At 75.3% G+C, this 19,959-nt stretch carries 23 protein-coding genes; 12 read left to right on the top strand and 11 right to left on the bottom strand.

Annotated features, from left to right (window positions below):
- The coding region (locus EAD96_RS21215; protein ID WP_121685534.1) for a twin-arginine translocation signal domain-containing protein at window positions 1-108 on the bottom strand (108 nt) is incomplete at its 3' end.
- Between the two features lie 100 nt (window positions 109-208).
- On the opposite strand from EAD96_RS21215, the gene EAD96_RS21210 reads away from it, so the two are divergent.
- Window positions 209-1,507, top strand: a complete 1,299-nt coding sequence (locus tag EAD96_RS21210) for an NAD(P)/FAD-dependent oxidoreductase (protein WP_121685533.1) — start codon at window positions 209-211, stop codon at window positions 1,505-1,507.
- A 27-nt stretch (window positions 1,508-1,534) separates the two neighbouring features.
- On the opposite strand, the gene EAD96_RS21205 is transcribed toward EAD96_RS21210, so the two are convergent.
- From EAD96_RS21205 to EAD96_RS21195, 3 genes are all read right to left on the bottom strand, one after another.
- On the bottom strand, window positions 1,535-2,626 hold the full coding sequence (locus EAD96_RS21205) for an AI-2E family transporter (RefSeq protein ID WP_121685532.1): 1,092 nt from the start codon (window positions 2,624-2,626) through the stop codon (window positions 1,535-1,537).
- 36 nt (window positions 2,627-2,662) lie between these two features.
- Window positions 2,663-3,451 (bottom strand): spermidine synthase, encoded by a 789-nt coding sequence (locus EAD96_RS21200; protein WP_199733251.1) that lies wholly within the window; start codon window positions 3,449-3,451, stop codon window positions 2,663-2,665.
- Window positions 3,452-3,522: 71 nt separating this feature from the next.
- Complete coding sequence (locus tag EAD96_RS21195) at window positions 3,523-4,494, bottom strand: DUF2267 domain-containing protein (RefSeq protein WP_121685530.1); 972 nt, start codon at window positions 4,492-4,494, stop codon at window positions 3,523-3,525.
- A 182-nt stretch (window positions 4,495-4,676) separates the two neighbouring features.
- On the opposite strand from EAD96_RS21195, the gene EAD96_RS21190 reads away from it, so the two are divergent.
- The gene (locus EAD96_RS21190) at window positions 4,677-4,991 is read left to right on the top strand and encodes a hypothetical protein (RefSeq protein ID WP_121685529.1); all 315 of its coding nucleotides are present in this window, start codon (window positions 4,677-4,679) and stop codon (window positions 4,989-4,991) included.
- 95 nt (window positions 4,992-5,086) lie between these two features.
- Here the strand turns inward: EAD96_RS21190 and EAD96_RS21185 are convergent, their stop codons facing one another.
- Window positions 5,087-5,434: an STAS domain-containing protein gene (locus EAD96_RS21185; RefSeq protein WP_233586119.1), complete on the bottom strand. Its 348-nt coding sequence runs from the start codon at window positions 5,432-5,434 to the stop codon at window positions 5,087-5,089.
- Between the two features lie 43 nt (window positions 5,435-5,477).
- Window positions 5,478-5,822 carry an STAS domain-containing protein gene (locus tag EAD96_RS21180; RefSeq protein ID WP_120570169.1) on the bottom strand — a complete coding sequence of 115 codons (345 nt, stop codon included), beginning with the start codon at window positions 5,820-5,822 and terminating at the stop codon, window positions 5,478-5,480.
- Between the two features lie 254 nt (window positions 5,823-6,076).
- On the opposite strand from EAD96_RS21180, the gene EAD96_RS21175 reads away from it, so the two are divergent.
- From EAD96_RS21175 to EAD96_RS21155, 5 genes are all read left to right on the top strand, one after another.
- Window positions 6,077-7,837, top strand: a complete 1,761-nt coding sequence (locus EAD96_RS21175) for a PP2C family protein-serine/threonine phosphatase (protein ID WP_121685527.1) — start codon at window positions 6,077-6,079, stop codon at window positions 7,835-7,837.
- Window positions 7,834-8,880: a B12-binding domain-containing protein gene (locus tag EAD96_RS21170; protein WP_121685526.1), complete on the top strand. Its 1,047-nt coding sequence runs from the start codon at window positions 7,834-7,836 to the stop codon at window positions 8,878-8,880. The genes EAD96_RS21175 and EAD96_RS21170 overlap by 4 nt, the downstream gene beginning before the upstream one ends.
- 75 nt (window positions 8,881-8,955) lie before the next feature.
- On the top strand, window positions 8,956-9,303 hold the full coding sequence (locus tag EAD96_RS21165; RefSeq protein WP_120570166.1) for an STAS domain-containing protein: 348 nt from the start codon (window positions 8,956-8,958) through the stop codon (window positions 9,301-9,303).
- A gap of 71 nt (window positions 9,304-9,374) precedes the next feature.
- Entirely contained in the window at window positions 9,375-9,821 is a 447-nt protein-coding gene (locus EAD96_RS21160) for a response regulator (protein ID WP_120570165.1), read from the top strand.
- 118 nt (window positions 9,822-9,939) lie between these two features.
- Complete coding sequence (locus EAD96_RS21155; protein WP_120570164.1) at window positions 9,940-10,425, top strand: ATPase; 486 nt, start codon at window positions 9,940-9,942, stop codon at window positions 10,423-10,425.
- Window positions 10,426-10,436: 11 nt separating this feature from the next.
- Here EAD96_RS21155 and EAD96_RS21150 read toward each other — a convergent pair whose 3' ends face one another.
- Window positions 10,437-11,183: a hypothetical protein gene (locus EAD96_RS21150; RefSeq protein ID WP_121685525.1), complete on the bottom strand. Its 747-nt coding sequence runs from the start codon at window positions 11,181-11,183 to the stop codon at window positions 10,437-10,439.
- A 449-nt stretch (window positions 11,184-11,632) separates the two neighbouring features.
- On the opposite strand from EAD96_RS21150, the gene EAD96_RS21145 reads away from it, so the two are divergent.
- Complete coding sequence (locus tag EAD96_RS21145; protein WP_121685524.1) at window positions 11,633-12,571, top strand: endonuclease/exonuclease/phosphatase family protein; 939 nt, start codon at window positions 11,633-11,635, stop codon at window positions 12,569-12,571.
- A gap of 4 nt (window positions 12,572-12,575) precedes the next feature.
- On the opposite strand, the gene EAD96_RS21140 is transcribed toward EAD96_RS21145, so the two are convergent.
- Entirely contained in the window at window positions 12,576-13,004 is a 429-nt protein-coding gene (locus tag EAD96_RS21140; RefSeq protein WP_013285994.1) for an OsmC family protein, read from the bottom strand.
- An 80-nt stretch (window positions 13,005-13,084) separates the two neighbouring features.
- A complete protein-coding gene (locus EAD96_RS21135) occupies window positions 13,085-14,032 on the bottom strand; it encodes a serine/threonine-protein kinase (protein ID WP_121685523.1) in 948 nt (315 codons plus the stop codon).
- A 129-nt stretch (window positions 14,033-14,161) separates the two neighbouring features.
- Between EAD96_RS21135 and EAD96_RS21130 the strand changes: the two genes are divergently transcribed.
- On the top strand, window positions 14,162-14,386 hold the full coding sequence (locus tag EAD96_RS21130; protein ID WP_121685522.1) for a hypothetical protein: 225 nt from the start codon (window positions 14,162-14,164) through the stop codon (window positions 14,384-14,386).
- A 27-nt stretch (window positions 14,387-14,413) separates the two neighbouring features.
- On the opposite strand, the gene EAD96_RS21125 is transcribed toward EAD96_RS21130, so the two are convergent.
- Both EAD96_RS21125 and EAD96_RS21120 read right to left on the bottom strand, forming a co-directional pair.
- Entirely contained in the window at window positions 14,414-15,211 is a 798-nt protein-coding gene (locus EAD96_RS21125) for an alpha/beta fold hydrolase (RefSeq protein WP_121685521.1), read from the bottom strand.
- The gene (locus EAD96_RS21120) at window positions 15,208-16,101 is read right to left on the bottom strand and encodes an SDR family oxidoreductase (RefSeq protein ID WP_121685520.1); all 894 of its coding nucleotides are present in this window, start codon (window positions 16,099-16,101) and stop codon (window positions 15,208-15,210) included. Before EAD96_RS21120 ends, EAD96_RS21125 begins: the two co-directional genes overlap by 4 nt.
- Window positions 16,102-16,243: 142 nt before the next feature.
- On the opposite strand from EAD96_RS21120, the gene EAD96_RS21115 reads away from it, so the two are divergent.
- The 3 genes from EAD96_RS21115 to EAD96_RS21105 all read left to right on the top strand — a co-directional run.
- A complete protein-coding gene (locus tag EAD96_RS21115) occupies window positions 16,244-16,984 on the top strand; it encodes a response regulator transcription factor (RefSeq protein ID WP_013285999.1) in 741 nt (246 codons plus the stop codon).
- Entirely contained in the window at window positions 16,962-18,494 is a 1,533-nt protein-coding gene (locus EAD96_RS21110; protein WP_121685519.1) for a HAMP domain-containing sensor histidine kinase, read from the top strand. Before EAD96_RS21115 ends, EAD96_RS21110 begins: the two co-directional genes overlap by 23 nt.
- A 45-nt stretch (window positions 18,495-18,539) precedes the next feature.
- Window positions 18,540-19,959: glycosyltransferase family 39 protein (locus tag EAD96_RS21105; protein WP_147457912.1), on the top strand; the 1,420-nt coding region annotated here is incomplete at its 3' end.

Raw genomic sequence — 19,959 nt, 5'->3', positions numbered from 1 at the left:
TATAAGAGACAGGGCGACGGCGGCGGCGGTGGCCGCGGCGGAGGCGGTGAGGAAGGTACGCCGGCTGGACCTCGTGGGTCGACCCTCGGCGGTCTCGTGGTTTCCCATCCCGGCATCCTCGCGCCGATCACGAGGAATGTCCATATAGCCGTCGATGGATGGATCATGGGCACGTTTGTCGCAGGTCTGCCCGGGAACGGCAGCAGGCATGACGAAACCACGGGTGGTGATCGTGGGGGCCGGGTTCGCCGGGTACCACGCGGCCAAGACGTTGCGCCGACTGGCCCGCGACCGGGCCGAGATCGTCCTGCTGAACACGACCGACTACTTTCTCTACCTGCCGCTGCTGCCCGAGGTGGCGGCCGGCGTGGTGGAGCCGACCCGGATCGCGGTGCCGCTCGCCGGCACGCTCGACGGCGTCCGCGTGGTGGTCGGTGAGGCGGACCGGGTCGACCTGCAGAACCGGTGGGTCGGCTACCGCTCGATCGAGGGCGAGCACGGGCAACTCGCGTACGACCGGCTCGTGCTCAGCGTCGGCAGCGTCAACAAGCTGCTGCCGATCCCCGGCGTGACCGAGTACGCCCACGGCTTCCGCGGCCTGCCCGAGGCGCTGTTCCTGCACGACCACGTGGTCCGGCAGGTCGAGCTGGCCGAGCTGACCGAGGACCCGGCCGAGCAGCGGGCCCGCTCCACGTTCGTCGTGGTCGGCGCCGGCTACACCGGCACCGAGGTGGCCGCGCACGGTCAGCTGTTCACCGACCGGCTGATGGCCCAGCGCCCGCACCTGAAGGTCCGGCCGCGCTGGATGCTGCTGGACGTGGCGCCCCGGGTGCTGCCCGAACTGGACCGGCGGATGTCCGTCACCGCCGACCGGGTGCTGCGCAAACGCGGCGTGGACGTGCGGATGGGCACCTCGGTCGCCGAGGCCACCCCGGACGGGGTGATGCTCACCGACGGCGAGTACGTCCCGACGTGCAGCCTCATCTGGTGCGTCGGCGTACGCCCCGACCCGTTCGTGGCCGAACTGGGGCTGCGCACCGAGAAGGGCCGGCTCGTGGTCGACGAGTTCCTCAACGTCCCCGGCTACCCGGAGGTGTTCGCCTGCGGCGACGCCGCCGCCGTGCCCGACCCGACCCGCCCCGGGCAGGTGTGCGCGATGACCGCGCAGCACGCCCAGCGGCAGGGCAAGCTGGCCGCGCACAACATCGCCGCCTCCTACGGGCAGGGCGTGCGCAAGTCGTACAAGCACCACGACCTGGGCTGGGTGGTGGACCTGGGCGGCAAGGACGCGGCGGCGAACCCGCTGAAGGTGCCGCTGGCCGGGCTGCCCGCCAAGGCCGTCACCCGCGGCTACCACCTGCTCGCCATGCCGGGTAACCGGCCCCGGGTCGCGGCGGACTGGGCACTGGACGCGACGCTGCCCCGGCCCGCCGTACAGCTCGGCCTGGTCCCGGCCAACGCGGTGCCGCTGGAGAGCGAGTCCCCGGAGCTGGCCCGCCGCCGCTGAGCGCCCCGCGCGCCCGCCGGCCGGCCCTCACCCACCGGCCGGCGGCCGTTGCGGCGCTCCCGCCGGTTCGCCGTCGGCGGGCTGCGGCAGGGCCTGCCGTCCGGCCGGTGTGAACTCGCGCATCAGCACCTGCACGATGCCGGCCGCCGGGATCGCCAGCAGCGCGCCCACCAGCCCGGCCAGCTCGACCGACAGCAGCACGCTGACCAGCACCGTCAACGGGTTCAGCCGGACCGCGCGGGCCATGATGACCGGTTGCAGCAGATGGTTCTCCACCTGCTGGTAGACCACGAAGAAGACCAGCAGCACGATGCCGGCGGTGGGGGAGTGCAGGAACCCCGCGCCGGTCGCGGCGATCGCACCGAGCGTGGCGCCGACGAGCGGGATCAGGTCGAACACGGCGACCGTCAGCGCGATCACCGCGGCGAACGGCACCCCGAGCAGGAACAGCACGACGAACGTCAGACCACCGCAGATCACGCTGATCAGCAGGTTGCCGCTCAGGTAGCCGGTGACGATCCGGGACGAGTCGCGCCCGATGCGCCGCAGCCGCGCCGCCGGGCCGTCACCGGTGAGCCGCAGCGTGGCGGCCACGATCTTCGGCGCCTCCAGGACCATCAGGTACGCCAGCACCACCACGGTGACCAGGGCGGCGACCGCCTGGACGACGCTGCGGACCACCCCGACCGTCGGGTCACCGAGCCGGGCGCCGAACCGGCGGAGCTGGCCGGGTTCGGCGTACCGGAGCAGGTGGAACCGCTCCAGCAGCCGCCCGAGCGGTCCCTGTCCGGCCTGCGCCTCGCGCACCAGCTCCGGCGCCCGGTCGGCGAACCGGCCCACCTCGTCCACCAGCGGCACCACGATCAGCGCGCCGACGGCGGCGAACAGCGCGAACGCGGCCAGGAACACCAGCAGCGTGGCGAGCGCGCGTCGGCGTACCCGACGTTCCAGCCGGTCCACGAGTGGTTTGAGGGCGACCGCGAAGAACACCGCCACCAGCCCCCACACCAGCACCCGCCGGGTGGCCCAGACCAGCGCCAGTCCGACCACTGTGGCGAGGACCAGACCGATCACGATCAGCGTCCGGCGCGCGGTGGACCGGTCCGAGGCGGCGCTCATCCGGCGCGGCTACCCGCGTCGCCGGTGCGGAAACGCTCAGCCCAGGTCGGCGTCGGTGACCGGGAGGGCGCCGGCGGCGAACGCGTCGAGCGTCGCGGCGTGCAGCACGATCCCGGGCACCGGGTCGGCGGCGACGCGGGTGGCGAGCCGAACCACCGGCAGCCGCCCGGCGGCGGGCGAGGCGGCCAGCACCACGTTGCCGTACCGGCGCCCGCGCAGCATCCGCCGGTCGGCGACCAGGCACACGTCGGCGAAGACCGCGCGCAGCGTGGCCACCTGCGCCCGGGTGTGCGCCAGCGGCGGCAGGTCGGTCAGGTTGATCAGATAGAGGCCGTCCGGGCGCAGCACCCGGGCGGCCTGGGCCGCGAACTCGAGCGCCGCCACGTGCGGCGGCATCCGGGCCGCCCGGTACACGTCGGCCACCACCACGTCGTACGCCCCGGACGGTTCCCCGGCGAGCGCCTCCCGGGCGTCGCCGAGCACCACCACCACCTCCGGCGGCAGCGGTGGCAGCTTCCGCCGGACCAGCTCGACCACGGCCGGATCGCGCTCGACCACCCGCTGCGCCGAGCCGGGCCGGGTGCGCGCGAGCCAGCGGGGCAGCGTGAGCGCGCCGCCGCCGAGGTGCAGCGCGGTCAGCGGCGCGCCGCGCGGGGCGGCCACGTCGATCGCGGCGGCGATCCGCCGCACGTACTCGAAGTGCAGGTACCGGGCGTCGGCCACGTCCACGTACGACTGCTCGACCCCGTCGGCCAGCAGCGTGCGCCCGGACGGGCGGGCCGGGTCCACCACGATCTCCAGGGTCTCGGCGTCGTCGTGATCCACGGCGGGACACGGTACCGCGCGGCCACGGGTGGCTCCGGCCCGCGGGGGACCGGAGCCGTCCCGCCGCCGGCTCAGCCGGCCGCCATCCCGGCGCCGGCCTCGTCGACTGCCGCGTCCACCCGGTGCGCGAGGTCGACGTCCGCCGCCGTCACGCCGTCGACCTGCTGGGTCCGGACCGTCAGCACGGCGTTGTCCGGGTCCGGCCGCCCGATCTGCGGCGACCGTCCGACGTCGGACTTGAGCCGGTCCAGCCGGTCGAGCACCCGGTCCAGGTTGCCGCCGGGCAGCTCGATCGTCCGCACGAGCGACCGCCGGTCACTGGACCAGTAGGGCAGCGTCGCCAGCGCGTCGCGCAGCTCCGCCTCGGTCAGCGGCGCGGTGGCCGAGGACGCGCCCACCAGGCCGCCGCCGAAGTCGGTCGGCCCGAGCAGGTCACGCAACTCGTCGGGTACGCGCAGCGACTCGACCAGATCCGCGTCGGCCGCGGCGAGCGCGGCAAGCGTCGCCTCTGCCTGGTAGCGCGCCTGCTCCGGGGTGAGGCGGCTGTACCGGCCGACCTCGGCCAGGAAGCCGGGCAGGTCGCGGCGGCGTTCCAGGCCGTACACCGGCACCACGTCGTGCAGGGTCAGCGGCACCGCCTCCAACAGCCGCTCCCGTTCCGCCTCGTCCAGCGCCCGGGCCAGGGCCAGCACGGTGCCCTCCGCCGCGACCTTGGCCGTGGTGAAGTCCACCCCGGCGCGCCGGCTCACGTCGTCGACGAGATCCCGGTAGGCCATCGAGACCCCGGGTGACGGCGTCGGGTCCGGCAGCGGGCGCTGCTGCTCCGCGACGGCGACCGGCGGCGGCGCGGGACCACCCCGGGTGGTGTCCGGCTTGTGCCGTCCGGCCGGCGGCGGGCCGGACCGGTCGTGCTGGTCCAGCGAGGTGACCTGCTTGGACGCGCTCAGGCTGGCGCCGGTCTGGCTGGGCCGCAGCCCTCGCTCGCGGGCCTCGCGGGCCAGGGTCCGGCGGCGCTGGTTGTCGCCCTCCATCTGCTTGCGCATCGTCGCACCTCGTTCCTGGTCGGTTGCGCTTGCGCCGACCGCGTTCCCGGCGCTGCCGGGAAGGTAACGGCGGACGGCCCGGCGGACGCTTCATTCGCTGCGGGTGAGGAGCGCTCACCCCGGCGGGCGGCAGGCTCGGACGGACCGGACAACTTCCGACGCACGCGGAAGGGCAGGTCGACATGAAACGGATCGTGGAGATCGTCCCCGCCCGTCCCGGCTGGTACGCCCGTTGGCGGATCGGCCCGGACGACACCCGCTCCTACCCCGTGACCCTCTGGGCCCTGCTGGAGCACCACGACGGCAGCGGACGCGAGGTGGTCGGCGTCGACTGTGTCGGGCAGTGGCCCGGGGCGGACGACGACGACATGAGCGGGGACTTCGTCCGTTATCTGTTCCAGACGCCCGATTCCGGCGCGCCGGAGGACGTCGAGTCTCCGCTCGTGGGACAGTCGCGCGACGAGGCGCCGCACCGGCAGGCCGCGCCCGCCGCCTGAGCCATCCTCCTCGGCCCCCGGCCCCTGGTCCCAGGGTCGGGGGCCACCCCTGTCCGCCGGACGCTCAGCCCGTGTGGCGGGCGCCGCGGGGTCGGTCAGCCCACCTCGCGGGTCTCGCCGGTCAGGTCGCGCGGCGGGGCGGCCAGCAGTTCGGCCAGGCCGGTGCGGTCCAGCAGGTGCTTGATCTGCGGGTTCAGGTTCAGCAGGCGGATCGCCCCGGTGCCGGCCCGGTGGATCACCACGAGCGCGCTCAGGCCGGAGGAGTCGCAGAGGTCCACCCCGGCGAAGTCGAGTTCCAGCTCCTGGTGGCCGTCGCGGCGCAGGTCGGCGACGGCGTCGACGAGTTCCGGCGCGGTGTCGAAGTCCAGCTCCCCGGCCAGCCGCATCCGGGCGGAACCGGCGCCGAGCCGGTCCACCTCGATGGTCAACATCTGGGAGGGCACGCGTCCATGTTCCCAGCCGGGCGCGGCCGGGAAACCCCCGGGGTCACGCGGAAGCGGTCGAACCCGGCACCGGGTGGCCGGCGGCGTCGTCGACCGGCGAGCGGTCGAGCAGGCCGGTGACGCCGGTCAGGTCGAGGATCGTCTCCAGGAAGCGCGGAACCGCGCGCAGCTCGATGACGGTGCCGGCCTGCTGGCCCTCACGCCAGGCGTGCACGATCACGGACAGGCCGGTGCTGTCCATGAACTCCAGGCCGCCGAAGTCGAACACCAGCGTTGCCGGGCATCCGGCGAGCAGCTTGTCGATCTCAGCGCGCAGCGGGGCGGCCGTGGCGTACGCCAGGTCGCCGCCGACGACGACCACCGGGACGGCCGGGTCGGATCGATCCACGGAGATGCTCAGCGGGCTCGCCTCGGGCCTTCTCCGTTGAGGAACCACGTCACGCCTTTCCGCGGGGCTGCCGGCCGGGACCGGGTTGACAGGATCGTAACAACAGCGGCAGCACCTCGCTGGACGCGCGAGCGGGCCGGCAGCGCCGTGAGGTGGCGCTCCCGGCACACCGGCGTAGGGTGGGCGGTGAGACGTGACCACAGGCGCCGGGTCCGGCGCCCCCGGGTGTCGACGAGGAGAGTGGGGCTCAGCTGGTGACTGCTGCCGACGTCAGGGGTGCCGACCCGGGCGACGGACGGATCTCCACGCCGAGTGCCGCACGGGCCCGGGCATGGTCCGCCGCCGCGCCGGCGCCGTCCGCCCTGCCGCCGCTGGCAGCCGACCGCGACCGCACCGTCCCGAACTGGTCCGAGGTGGTCGAGCACTTCCGCGAGGGCCTGGTCGTCTGCGACGGCGACGGTGTCGTCCGGCACGTGAGCCCGGTCGCGGAGCGGCTGATCCCCGAGGCGACGCCCGGGGAGCTGCTGGCCGCCGCCGGGCCGGCCCCGCTGCGCGGCGACGGCCCGGCCGAGTTCACCCACCACGGGCGGCGGCTGCGGGTACGCCCGGTCGCGTTGTCCCACCGCCGGCGCTGCTGGTACGTCGACGACGTCACCGAGAGCGTCAGCCGGGCCGACGCGCTGCTGGCCGAGCGGGCCCGTTCGGCGTTCCTCGCCGTGGTCGGCGAGAAGCTCGGCAACCCGTTGCACCCGGACCGGGCCGCCGCCGCGGTGGTGCGTCTGGCGGTGCCCACGGCGGCCGACGTGGCGGTCCTGGTGCTCGCCCCGCGCTCCGGGCGCGCCCGCTGGTGGCGGGCGGTACGCGCGGACGACCGCTCGCCGGTCGTGGACAGCGGGGTGCTGCCCGCCCCGGCGCTCCCGGCGGCCATCGAGGCCGGCCTGTCCGGCGCCGAGCCGCACGAGCTGGACTGGCTGGTCGAGCAGGCCGCCGAGGCGGGCTGGCTGCCCGGACTGGACGCCTCCGGCGCCACCGCGCGGGTGGTGCCGCTGCCCGGCCGGGAGGCACCGGCCGGGGCGCTGCTGGTGGTCCGGCGCGCCGACCGCTGGTACGACGAGGCCGACGTGGACCTGGTCCGCGCGTTCGCGGCCCGGGCCGGCGCGGCGCTGACCACCGCCATGCTCTACCGCGACCAGGCGGAGGTCGCCGACACGTTGCAGGCGAGCCTGCTGCCGGTCGAGCCGGCCCCCGCGGCGGGGGTGCAGTGGGGCACCGCGTACCGGCCGGCGCAGGCCGGGCTGCGCATCGGCGGCGACTTCTACGGCTCGCACCGGCTCGCCGACGGCGGCTCGGTGTTCTTCCTCGGTGACGTGTCGGGCAAGGGCGTGGAGGCGGCCGTGTTCACCGGCCAGCTGCGTCAGTGCCTGCAGGCGCTGCACCGGGTCGAGACCCAGCCGGGGCGGCTGCTGAAGCTGCTCAACGACGCGCTGCTGGAGACCACGCAGGCGCACGGGCAGGGCCGGTTCGCCACCATGGTGCTCGGCGTGGCGCGACCGGACCGCGACGGCGGCCTGACGCTGACCCTGGCCGGCGGTGGGCACCTGCCGCCGCTGGTGCTGCGGGAGTCCGGCGAGGTCGAGGTGGTGCCGCTGCGCGGCATGCTGATCGGCGTGGTGCCCGATCCCCGCATCGGCGAGGTGACGGTGCAGCTGGCGCCGGGGGAGACCTGCCTGTTCTACAGCGACGGGGTGACCGAGGCGCGCGGCGGGCGGCGCGGCGACGAGCAGTTCGGCGCCGAGCGGCTGCTCAACGCGGTGACCGGCTGCCACCGGATGCCCGCGCCCGCGCTCGCCGAGCGGGTCGAGCAGGTGACCTGCGACTGGCTCGCGCACGGCGACCACGACGACATCGCGGTGCTCGCGTTGCGGGCCACCGGCCCGGCCGGGCGGGCGCCGCGGCACCTGCACGCCGTGCCGGACCTGGCCGGGACCGAACGAACGAGGGAGTTGCCCGCGTGACCGTGCCGACCGTCGGGGCCGACCCGGGCCACGCCTTCGCCAGCTATCTGGAGTGCCTGGCCGACGCCGACGAGTCCGCCGCCGTGGCGGTGGCGCGCGGGCTGCTGGAGGCGGGCGTGCCGGCCGAGCGGGTGCTGCTGGACCTGGTCGCCCCGGCCCAGGCCGAGGTGGGCGAACGCTGGGCCCGCAACGAGTGGAGCGTCGCCCAGGAGCACGCCGCCACCCACATCAGCGAGCGGGTGGTGGCCGCGGTGGCCGCGTACGCCGATCCCCGCCCGACCCGCGGGCGGATCGTGATGGCCTGCATGGACGGCGAGTGGCACGCGTTGCCGGCCCGGCTGGTGGCCGAGGTGCTTCGGCTGCGCGGCTGGCAGGTCGTCTTCCTCGGCGCCAGCGTCCCGGCCGCGCACCTGGTGTCCTACCTGCACCGCTACGACGCGGAGGCGGTGGCGCTCGCGTGTGCCCTGCCGATGCGCCTGCCGCACGCCCACCGGATGGTGGAGGCGTGCCGCCGCTCCGACGTGCCGGTGGTGGTCGGTGGCCGGGGTTTCGGCGACGACGGCCGCTGGGCCCGCGTGCTCGGTGTGCCGTGGGCGCCCGACGCGCCGGCCGCGGCGGACCTGGTGGCCGACGAGCGGGCGCTGCGCGAGGCGCCGCCGGCGCGGCTGGACCACCTGGCCGACGACGAGTACGCCAGCCTGGTCAAGCGGCGCGGCGAACTGATCGACAGCGCCCTGGCCGACCTGCGGGAGCGGGTGCCGTCGACGGCCGACTACACCCCCGCGCAGCTCGACTCCACGATCAGCGACCTCGGCTACATCGTGGACTTCCTGGCCGCCGCGCTCTACGTGGACGACGCGACGCTGTTCACCGCGTTCGTCGAGTGGCTGGTGGAGATCCTGGTCAGCCGCGGGGTGCCGGCGGGCGCGGTGGGGCTGACTCTGGAGCACTATGGACAGCAGCTGCGCGACTTCCCGCGCGCGGCCGCCTTCCTCGACCGGGGCCGCGCACTGGTGGGCGGGCTGTCGGCGGCGGGCCGCTGACGGGCGCCGGGGCGGCCGTCCCATATACTTGCACCACTGCAAGGGTTTTCCGTGGTGGGAGCGAGGGGGGCCACTGTGACGTTCACCGTCACGTACGCCCAGCGGGACGGGAGCGGCGTCTGCCTCCGGCTGGCCGGCGAGCTCGACCTCGCCACGGCCGGAGAGTTGAACTCGACGATCGACCGGCTGGTCGCCGAGGGGCACCGCGAGCTGCTGCTCGATCTCACCGAACTGACGTTCTGCGACTCCACCGGCATCGCGGCCTTCGTCCGCGGCGACAATCTCGTCGCCGCCGACGGCGGCTGGCTGCGGCTCACCGGGGCGACCGGCCGGGTGGACCGGGTGCTCCAGGTGACCGGGCTGGCCGACGTGCTCCACCACGGCCGCGACACCGCCGACCCGACCGCGCCGGCCGCCTCCTGATCCGGTACATTTCCCCGCCAGCAGCCGGCCGTGCGGCCGGACGCCCTCCTCACCACGAAGCAGGTAAACCGATGGGTCAGACCAGTCCCAGCCCCGTTCGCATCCTGGTGGTGGACGACGACCCGGGCGACGTCCTGATGATCGAGGAGGCGCTCGCCGACTCGGACGTCGACAAGGTCATCGACGTGGTCGCCGACGGCCAGGAGGCGATGGAGTTCCTCCGCCGCGAGGGCCGGCACACCGAGGCGCAGCGCCCGGACGTGATCCTGCTCGACCTGAACATGCCCCGGATGGACGGGCGGCAGGTGCTCGGCGAGGTCAAGGGTGACGAGAGCCTGCGGACCATCCCGATCGTCGTGCTGACCACCTCCAACGCCGACACCGACGTGGTCAGCAGCTACACCCTGCAGGCCAACGCGTACGTGACGAAGCCGATCGACCTGGACGACTTCAACGACGTGGTGCGCCGGATCGACGAGTTCTTCGGACGGGTGGTCGTGCTCCCGAAGCACCAGTAGGGGCGGGAAGTCCGGGCCACCGCATCCTGAACATTTTGTGGGAACGGCCGCGCCCGGGAGCGCTTGCACCGCAGGATCGGCAGGTGGGGACGCACACCGGCTGCCTGGGGGGCGACGCATGAGGTTCTCGGTGGTGGAGACCGGCTACGACAGACGTCAGGTCGACGCCTGCCTGGACGAGCTGAGCCTGCGGCTGGGGCGGCTGGCGGCGCGTGCGGAGGGCGCCGCGGGGGCCGGCCGGGAGTGGGACCAGATCCGGTCGGACGCCCTGCACCTGTGCGACTTCCTGCATCGCCGTACCGCCCCGGTCGAGGGGGGCCAGTCCCGCCCGTCGGCCGCCGAACGGGAGGCCGCGGAGCTGTTGGCGCAGGCCCGCGCCGAGCTGGAGGCCGCGCGCGAGGAGGCCCGCCGGTTGCGGGAGGAGGCGTACGCCGAGGCGGTGCGGGCGCGCCGCGAGTTCGAGGCGGCCCTGCTGGCTCGCCGGCGCCGGGAGTCGCGGGTCGACGAGATCCTGGCCGGGGCACGGGGCGAGCGGGTCGCGGTGGACACGCCCACGGCCGCGGCGAGCGTGCGGCCCGGTGGTGCCGGGCGCAGCGCCGCCTGATTCGCGCCGGGTCAGACCAGCGCCGCCACCACGGTCGTGGCGCGCCTCTCGTGCCGGGCGTACGCGTCGGGGTAGGCGGACACCTGCACCGCCTGGGCTGCGGCGGTGACGCTCATGTCCTCCCAGCCCGGCACCTCGCGCAGCGCGGCGTAGAAGGCGCGGGCCGCGTACGCCGGCCGCATGAGCTGGGCGACAGTGCCCCAGCCGCTGCTGGGGCGCTGCTGGAACAGCCCGACCGAGTCGTGGTCGGAGCCGCTGCCCTGGTGCGGGTGGTCGAAGGACTCCGGCAGCACGTCGCTGGCCAGGTTGTAGAGATTGCTCTCCTGCATGGCGGTGGCCACTGCGACGACGAGGGCCCGGCGGGGCATCTGCATCTCCCGGCCCACGTCGACGATGGCCTTGGCGTTGTCCATCTGCCGCTGGTCCAGGCCGGCGACCGGCCGGGGGCGCTTGGGCGGTGCTGGCTTGCGCGGCGGCTTCTTCGTCGCCGGGGTGGCGCTGGGTGTGGGAGCCGGCGGCGGCAGGGCCGCGGCGGCCGGTGGCGCGATCCGGGTGAAGTCGCGGGAGGCGCGCTGGTCGGCGGCGGCCCGGTCGGCGACAGCCTCGCGTACTTCCAGGTGCGCCGGGCCGGTCTCGCCGACGCCTGCTACGCCGATCAGGCCGAGGCAGCAGGTGACGCCGGCGGCCACCGCGATCCGGCCGGGTACGGACCGGGCCGGTCCGCGCCGTGGCGGTTCCGGGGCGCGGTGACGTCCCACTCTCCGTTCGGCTGATGCCGGGTCAATCGTTCGGCGAACCGGGCGGTTGGCGGGCAGCGGCTGATGATCGGGGTGGTCGGGGTGCACCCGCCGAGGCTAGAAAGCTTCCGGCCCTTTGCCATCGGGGTGATTGGTGGCATGCGCCACAATCTGCCGGATTCGCGGGCCGCATTCGGGGTGGCAGATCATGAAAACCGCCAACCTCGCGTACCCGGAACAATCCCTATGTCGGTTTCGACGTGGTGAAACGGACGTCCGGGAGAGCCGGCTGCGGCGGACGCCTAGCTCCTCCGTTCGGCCGAGGGTGCCCTGGTCGGGCGGCCCTCGCCCGGCGGCGGTCCGCCGACGGCCGGGATCGACCGACCGCGATCCGGCGGCTCCGGCGCCGGGGTTGTGGATCATGGCGAGGCCGCCGCGCGACGACCGGGGCGCTCGATACGATTCCGACGGTGACGGAGCGGAAGGTCGACGAGCGCCCGCCCGGCCCCCGCAGCCGGCGCGGCACGATCCTCGTCATCTGCGCCGTGCTGCTCGCACTGCTGCTGGCCGGGCACCGGGCGGTGCCGAACGTCAACGGCCTGGGCAGCCTGGTGGACAGCGTCACCCCGCTGCTCGGGATCGCCGTACCGCTGCTCGCGCTCGCGGCGCTGCTGCGCCGCTCCCGGCCGGCGTTGCTGGCGGTGCTGCTGCCGGCCCTGGTCTGGGCCGGGCTCTACGGCCGCGCGTGGCTGCCCCCGGCCGCCGGCGCGGACGGCGCCGCGGTGCGGGTGGTCAGCCAGAACCTGCGCGTGGGCAACCCCGACCCGGCCGCCACCGCCGGCGCGCTCACCGGCGACGCCCCGGACCTGATCGGGCTCCAGGAGGTCGCCGACGGCGACCGGGTGGCGCCCGTGCTGGCCGAGCGCTACCCGCACCGGGCGGTGGTGTCGACTGTCGCGCTGTGGAGCCGGTGGCCGATCCGCGAGGCGCACGGCGTCGACACCGGGCTGGGCTGGGACCGCGCGCTGCGGGCCGTGGTCGCCGCGCCCCGGGGCGACCTGACCGTGTACGTGGTCCACCTCGGCTCCGCGCGGGCCGGGCACACCGCCACCCGGGACCAGACCGTCGCCGCGCTCGCCGACGCCGTGCGCGCCGACCCGGCCGACCGGCTGGTGGTGCTCGGCGACCTGAACACCGCAACCACCGACCGGGTCTTCGACCCGCTGACCCGGCTGCTCGGCGACGCCCAGGCCGAGGCCGGGCAGGGATTCGGGTTCACCTGGCCGGCGGAACTGCCGGTCACCCGCCCCGACCACGTCCTCTACCGGGGACTGACGCCGACCACCGCCGGGGTGCTGCGCACCCCGGACAGCGACCACCGGGCGGTGACCGCCGGTTTCCGCTGGTGAACGCTCAGTGCCGGCCGTTCTCCGCCGGGGTCACCGTGAGCCGGTGCCGGCTCGGGTCGCCGCTGGAGAACGGCCAGAGCCGGTCGGCGTACGCGACCAGATCGGCCAACTGGTCCCGGGTCAGCCCCGCCGAGGAGATCTCGGCGTGCACGTCGGCCCGGTAGCGGCCGTCGTCGTCGCGGCCCAGCTTCGCCTCGGCGGTCACCTGCACGGTGTGCGCCTCGTCGGTGATCTCCCCGGCCGCCTCCACCGCCGCGTGGTGCAGGCAGGAGGCGAACGCCGCGGCCAGGAGCTGCTCCGGCGTCAGGCCGGTGCAGTGCGGCGCCAGCGGGGACGCCAGGGCGGAGGAGAGCCCGCCGTCGTCGGTGCGTACGTGACCGCCCGCCGCGGTCGCCGTGGCCGTCTCGGCCAGCCAGGAACTCGGATCCGGCATCGCGTTCCTCCCGTCACTCACCGGACCGCGTTCCCGGACCCCGAGCGGCGAAACCGCGCCCGGGCAGGCAGTAGGAGCGCTCAGCCGACCCGGCCGCTGGGCGCGGCGTCCACGGCCATCGCCTCGGTGGCCTCGGCGGCGGCCCGGCTGGTCCACGGCGACACCTGCGGCGCGCGCTGCCGGGGCAGCACCGCGGTCATCGGCACGTAGACCCGGGCGTCCACGGCCTCGGCCAGCAGCAACGCGGCCATCGGGCTGGTCGGCCGGGCGGACGGGTCGGCGTCGAGGCAGCGGCGGCACAGCTCAGCCACCTCGTCCGGCAGGCCGGGAACCTCGGGCAGCGGTCGGGGCGGCCGGCGGCGGCGCGACCCGAGCAGCTGGGTGGTGCTGCCCGCCTCGTACGGCAGCTCGCCGGTGAGGCAGTAGTACAGCAGCACGCCGAGGGCGTACATGTCGGCGGCCGGGGTGGCGGGCTGCCGGTCGAGCTGTTCCGGCGCCAGGTACGCCGGGGTGCCCACCACGACGCCGTCCGGAGTGCGGTCCGGTGCGCCGGCCGGGGTGGCGATGCCGAAGTCGAGCACCTTCACCCCGCACGGGGTGAGGATCACGTTCGCGGGCTTCACGTCCCGGTGCACGATGCCGTGCGCGTGCGCGGCGGCGAGCGCGGCGCACACCTCGGCGCAGACCCGCACCGCGATCCGCCAGTCCAGCGGCCCGCTGCGCAGGTGCGCGGCGAGCGTCTCGCCCTCGGCCAGCTCCATCACGATGTACGGCACCGGCCGCCCGTCCGGCAGCGTCGCGGTGCCGAAGTCGTGCACGCTCGCCACGTTCGGGTGCACCAGCCGAGCCGCCGAACGCGCCTCGTCCCGGATGCGTTCGACCGAGCCGGCGTCGCCGTCCAGCGCGGGCGAGATGAGCTTCACCGCGACGGTCCGGTCCAGCACGCGGTCGTGCGCGCGCCACACCTCCGACATGCCACCCAGGCCGGCCCGCTGTTCGAGCTCGTACCGCCCGCCCAGCGTCCTCATCGCCCACTCCTCGCCTCGTCCGGTGCCCTCCGGTCCCGCTACCCGGCCCCGGAGCTGTGCAAACCGCCGAGGGTACGCACCCCGGCGGGGTAGCTTCGCGGCGAGGGCGTCGACGGACGGAGGGCAGCGGTGGCCGTGGTGCGCGTACGGTTCGTCGGCGGACCGGCCGACGAGCTGACCCGGGAGCTGCCCGCCGGGCCGGACGGCGTGCCGCCGGCGCGGTGGGTGCTGCGTCATCCGGAGGAGCCGGCCGAGGGGGTGGCCGACCACCTCTACGAGCGAGACGACCACGCGTCACCCGGTGGCTGGACGATGCGGTACGTGCACACGTTCCCGTTCGGCGCGACCGAGTGAGACTCCGCAGCGGCCGGGCGCGAGGCGTCAGGCCGGCCGGACGCCGGTGGTGCCGAGGATGACCGAGGCGACCAGCTCGGGGTCGTCGTGCATCGGCACGTGCCCGCAACCGGGCAGGTCCAGGTGCCGGGCGCCGGGCAGCCGGGTACGCGCCAGCGCCGCCTGCCGGTACGGCAGGATCCGGTCCCGCGTACCCCACGCGACGGTCACCGGCACCGTCGGCGCGCCCGCGTAGGCGTACCCCCGGCCGGCGCGGGCGACGGCGCGGAACGCCCGGGCCTGGCGCAGCGCGCGGGCGTCGGCGAGCGCGTCGTCGAGGGCCATCCGGTTGGGCCGGGCCAGGATCATGCCCATCGCCAGCATCCGCAGCGCGGGCGCGGCGAACAGGCGGCGCAGCACCGGTTCGGGCAGCCGGGCCGCGTTGCGGTGCAGGGAGAGCACGGTCAGCGCCCAGCGCAGCTCGCGCGCGGTGCAGAACCCGGCCGGCGACAGCGCGGTGGCCGAGGAGACGGCGCCGAGCGCGGCCAGTTCCAGCGCGATCGCGCCGCCGAGACTGTTGCCCGCGACGTGCGGGCGGTCCAGACCGAACGCGTCGAACAGCTCGACCATGGCCGCGGTCAGCCCGGGCATGTCGGCGGGCAGCCCGGCCGCGGGCACCGGGGAGCGGCCGAAGCCCGGCAGGTCGACGGCGATCACGTCGTGCGCCTCGGCGAGGCGGTCCATCAACGGCCGCCAGGCGGCCCAGTGGTGACCGATGCCGTGCAGCAGCACCAGCGTGGGCCCGGTGCCCCGCCGCTCGTAGACGACCTCCACCGGCGCGCTCACGGCCGCCCCTGCGGCGTGCTGGCGCCGAAGCCCCGGCCCAGCGCCCGGGACTGCTCCTCGATCAGCGGCACGGTGGCCCGGGCGGTGCGGCCCACCAGCCGGTCGGCCAGCGGGCTGACCAGCGCCGACCGCACCGCCTGGACGCCGGCCACGGCGCGTGGCACGTACACCCGGCGGCTGCGGCGCTCGATCGCCCGGACGAACGCCTCGGCGCACTCGGTCACCGTGGTGGTGCGCCGCAGCGGCCAGGGCAGCTTCGCCAGCGCGGTCTCGAAGGCCGGCAGGTCGGCGCGCGCCTCGCGGACCAGATCCGTGTCCACCCACGACGGATGGGCGGTGCCCACCGCCACGCCCCGGTGGGCCAGCTCCAGCCGGACCGCGTTGCCGAACTGCTCGACGCCGGCCTTGGAGGCGCAGTAGGCGGCCATGCCGGGCAGTGCGGCGAACGCCGCGGCCGAGGAGACGATCAGCAGGTAGCCACCCCGGTCGACGAGCGCGGGCACGGTCGCCGCCGCGGTGCGCATCACCCCGATCAGGTTGACCTCGACCGTACGCACCAGCGCCTCGACGTCGCCGACGGCGATCGTGCCGCGGTTGGCCACCCCGGCGTTCGCCACCACCGCGTCGATCCCGCCCAGCGTCGCCAGTGTCCCGTCCACCGCCGACGCGAGGGCGTTCTGGTCGGTGACGTCGGCGGCGAACCAGGCGTGCCCCGGGCCCAGCTCGGCGGCGAGCGCGGCGAGCCGGTCGGGTTCCAGCCCGACGAGGGACAACCGGGCGCCGCGGGCCGCGGCGAGGCGGGCGGTGTGCTCGCCGATGCCCCGGGCCGCGCCGGTCACCAGCACCACCTTGCCGGCCAACCGGCCGGAAACACGACCATCGATGGACATGCCGGGAAGTTACCACCGGGTAGCCCCGGTGCGGAAGACCCGGCCGCACCTGCCCGGATCGCCGCCGAACGGCGCGCACAGCTGGTACACAGGATCGGGACAGCCCGGCGACAGCGGGTCCGCCCACGATGGGGGCATGGTCATGAACGCGCAGTCCGCGCAGGGTCGCATCGAGCTGCGCCGACCGGACGGCGAACCGGTGCGGGTGCTCGTCGTCGACGACGAGCCGACGCTCACCGACCTGCTCTCGATGGCCCTGCGGTACGAGGGCTGGCAGGTCGCCACCGCCGGCAGCGGCATGGCGGCGGTCACCACCGCCCGCCAGTTCCGCCCGGACGCCGTGGTGCTCGACGTGATGCTGCCCGACCTGGACGGCTTCCAGGTGCTGCGCCGCCTGCGCGAGCAGTTCCCGAGCGTGCCGGTGCTCTTCCTCACCGCCCGCGACGCGGTGGAGGAACGCGTCGCCGGGCTCACCGTCGGCGGCGACGACTACGTCACCAAGCCGTTCAGCCTGGAGGAGGTGATCGCCCGGCTGCGCGCGCTGCTGCGCCGCTCCGGCTTCGCGGTCGCCGCCCGCCAGGAGGCGGTGCTCACCGTCGGCGACCTCACCCTCGACGAGGACAGCCACGAGGTACGCCGCGGCGACGACCTGATCACGCTCACCGCCACCGAGTTCGAGCTGCTGCGCTACCTCATGCGCAACCCGCGCCGGGTGCTCAGCAAGGCGCAGATCCTCGACCGGGTGTGGAACTACGACTTCGGCGGCCAGGCCAACGTGGTCGAGCTGTACATCTCGTACCTGCGCAAGAAGATCGACGCGGGCCGCGCGCCCATGATCCACACGCTGCGCGGGGCGGGCTATGTCCTCAAGCCCGCCGAGTGACAGGCGCGGCCGGCTGCGCCGCCGCCTCGCCGGGTGGTCGCTGCGCCGCCGCCTGGTGCTCGCCGTCGTGGCCCTGCTCGCGCTGGTCAGCATCGGCATCGGCGGCCTGACCACAGTCGCGCTGCGGCACTTCCTGGTCGACCAGATCGACAACCAGCTCACCTTCGGCGACCGGCGGCCCGCCGACTTCGAACGCTGGGCCCGCCGCGGCGTCGACCCGCCGCGCCCCGACCAGCGGCCCACCCCGCCGGACGCCGACGAGGTGGCGCCGGACCCTCCGGGCGGCTTCCCGCCCGGCTCGATCGCGGTCCGGGTGCCCGCCGCCGCCGAACCCGTCGGCCGGGTCCGGTCCGAGAGCGGCGGCAGCGAGGAGGTGCCCGCCGCCGACCTGACCGCGCTGGCCCGCGTACCCGTCGGCGACCGCCCGCACACAGTCGTCGTCGGCGACCGGGGGAGCTACCGCGCGATCGCGCTGCCGTCGCCGCGCGGCGACGGTGACGTCCTGGTCCTCGCGATCCCGCTGGCCCAGGTCGACGACACAGTCATGTGGATGCTCGTCGCGCAGGCCGGGGTGATCGGCGCCGGACTGGTCATCGCCGGCGCCCTCGGCATGCTCATCGTCCGGGTCACGCTGCGACCGCTCAACCGCGTCGCCGCCACCGCCGCCCGGGTCACCGAACTGCCGCTGGACCGCGGCGAGGTCGCCCTGTCCGTGCGGGTACCGGCCGCCGACACCGACCCCCGCACCGAGGTCGGGCAGGTCGGCGGCGCGCTCAACCGGATGCTCGGCCACGTCGCCGCCGCGCTCGCCGCCCGGCAGGCCAGCGAGACGCGGGTACGCCAGTTCGTCGCCGACGCCAGCCACGAACTGCGCACCCCCCTCGCCGCCATCCGCGGGTACGCCGAGGTGGCCCGCCGAGGCCGCCAGGAGGTGCCGCCCGACGTGGCGCACGCGCTGCGCCGTGTCGAGTCGGAGAGCACCCGGATGACGAGTCTCGTCGACGACCTGCTGCTGCTGGCCCGGCTGGACTCCGGCCGCCCGCTCGCCGCCGAGCCGGTCGACCTGACCGCCACGGCGGTCAACGCGGTCAGCGACGCGCACGTCGCCGGGCCCGGCCACCGCTGGCAGCTCGACCTGCCCGACGAACCGCTCACCGTCACCGGCGACGCCCACCGGCTGCACCAGGTGCTGGCGAACCTGCTGGCGAACGCGCGCGTGCACACCCCGGCCGGCACCACCGTCACCGTCCGGCTCGCGCCCGCGCCCGGCGGCGTCGAACTCCGCGTCACCGACGACGGGCCGGGCATCCCGGAGCAGTTGCAGCCGGAGGTCTTCGAGCGGTTCGCGCGCGGCGACACCTCCCGCTCCCGCGCGCAGGGCAGCACCGGCCTGGGCCTGGCCATCGTCGCCGCCGTGGTGGAGGCTCACCACGGCCGGGTCGACGTGGTCAGCCGGCCCGGCCACACCGCGTTCACGGTCTGGCTGCCGGGATACACAGCCGACGCATAGGCCGTTCACGGGAGCGGGCCAGCGGGCCCGCCGAGTCTTGCCGGCATGAACCGAACCGACAGCCTGCCGACCGTGCCCACGGCCGCGCCACCCGGCACCGAGCCGGCCCCCGCGCCCGTACCCCCGCAGACCCGCACCGGCCGCGAACCGCGCTGGGCCCGGCCGGCCCTGCTCGGCCTGCTGGTCGTGACCGCGCTGCTCTACCTGTGGGGTCTGGGCGCCTCCGGCTGGGCCAACGCGTTCTACTCGGCCGCCGTGCAGGCCGGGTCGCAGAGCTGGACGGCGTTCTTCTACGGCTCGTCCGACGCGGCCAACTCGATCACCGTGGACAAGACCCCGGCGTCGCTGTGGCTGATGGCGCTCTCGGTGCGGATCTTCGGCCTGAGCGGCTGGTCGATCCTCCTGCCGCAGGCGCTGCTCGGCGTCGCCTCGGTCGGCGTGCTGTACGCGACGGTCCGCCGCTGGTACGGCCCGGCCGCCGGACTGCTCGCCGGCGCGGTGCTCGCGCTCACCCCGGTGGCGACGCTGATGTTCCGGTTCAACAACCCGGACGCGCTGCTGGTGTTCCTGCTCGTCGCCGCCGCGTACGCCACGGTGCGCGCGGTCGAGACGGCCAGTACCCGGTGGATCGCGCTGACCGGCGTGCTCGTCGGCCTCGGCTTCCTCACCAAGATGCTCCAGGCGTTCCTGGTGATCCCGGTCTTCGCCGGGGTCTACCTGCTGGCCGCGCCGACCGGCCTCGGACGGCGGATCCGCCAGCTCCTGCTCGCCGGGCTGGCCGTGGTCGTCTCCGCCGGCTGGTGGGTGGCGATCGTCGAGCTGGTGCCGGCGAGCGCCCGCCCGTACATCGGCGGCTCGCAGAACAACAGCATCCTGGAGCTGACGCTCGGCTACAACGGCCTGGGCCGCATCACCGGCGACGAGGTGGGCAGCGTCGGCGGCGGCGGTGGCGGCCGGCCCGGTGGGGGAGGCGGCGGACCGTTCTCCGGCCGGACCGGGCTGCTGCGGATGTTCGACACCGAGGTCGGCGGGCAGATCTCCTGGCTGCTGCCCGCCGCGCTGATCCTGCTGGTGGCGGGGCTGTGGCTGGCCGGGCGGGCGCCGCGTACCGACCGCACCCGGGCCGGTCTGCTGCTGTGGGGCGGCTGGCTGCTGGTCACCGGCCTGATCTTCAGCTTCATGTCCGGGATCTTCCACGCGTACTACACGGTCGCCCTGGCCCCGGCGGTCGGCGCGCTGGTCGGCATCGGGACCACCCTGTTGTGGCGCGCCCGCTCCGCGGCGGTCCGGTGGCGCCGGCTGGCCGCCACGCTGGTCCTGGCCGGCACGCTGGCGGTCACCGCCTGGTGGTCCTGGCACCTGCTCGGCCGCACCCCCGACTGGCACCCCTGGCTGCGCACCACGGTGCTGGCCCTGGGCCTGACCACAGCCGCCCTCCTGGCCACCGCAGCGTTCCTCGCCCGCC

This window comes from Micromonospora sp. BL1, from assembly GCF_003667485.1.
Classification (GTDB): domain Bacteria; phylum Actinomycetota; class Actinomycetes; order Mycobacteriales; family Micromonosporaceae; genus Micromonospora; species Micromonospora tulbaghiae.
Note: the sequence above shows the minus strand (reverse complement) of the source record. Positions and strands in the feature narration are given on the sequence as shown.